General features: G+C 56.9%; 1 pseudogene. It reads left to right on the top strand.

The features are described 5' to 3' along the window. A pseudogene (locus tag Q4563_RS17845) lies at window positions 1-334 on the top strand (1,4-alpha-glucan branching protein GlgB); the annotation flags it as partial.

The following is a 334-nucleotide window of genomic DNA, read 5'->3' on the forward strand; positions in this document are numbered from 1 at the left end:
CTTTGGTCATCCCGATGACCTGCGCTTTCTGATCGACCTGCTGCACCAACACCAGATAGGTGTCTTCCTCGACTGGGTACCAGCCCACTTCCCACGGGATGACTTTGCTCTCGCCCGCTTCGATGGCACCGCGCTGTACGAACACGCTGATCCGCGTCAGGGTGAGCATCTGGAATGGGGCACCTATATTTTTAACTACGGCCGTAACGAGGTACGTAATTTCCTCATTGCCAATGCCCTTTACTGGTTGCAGGAGTTCCACCTCGATGGCCTGCGGGTTGATGCCGTGGCCTCCATGCTGTGCCTTGACTACGCCCGGGAAGAAGGCCAATGG

It is taken from the genome of Gilvimarinus sp. 1_MG-2023, from assembly GCF_030548285.1.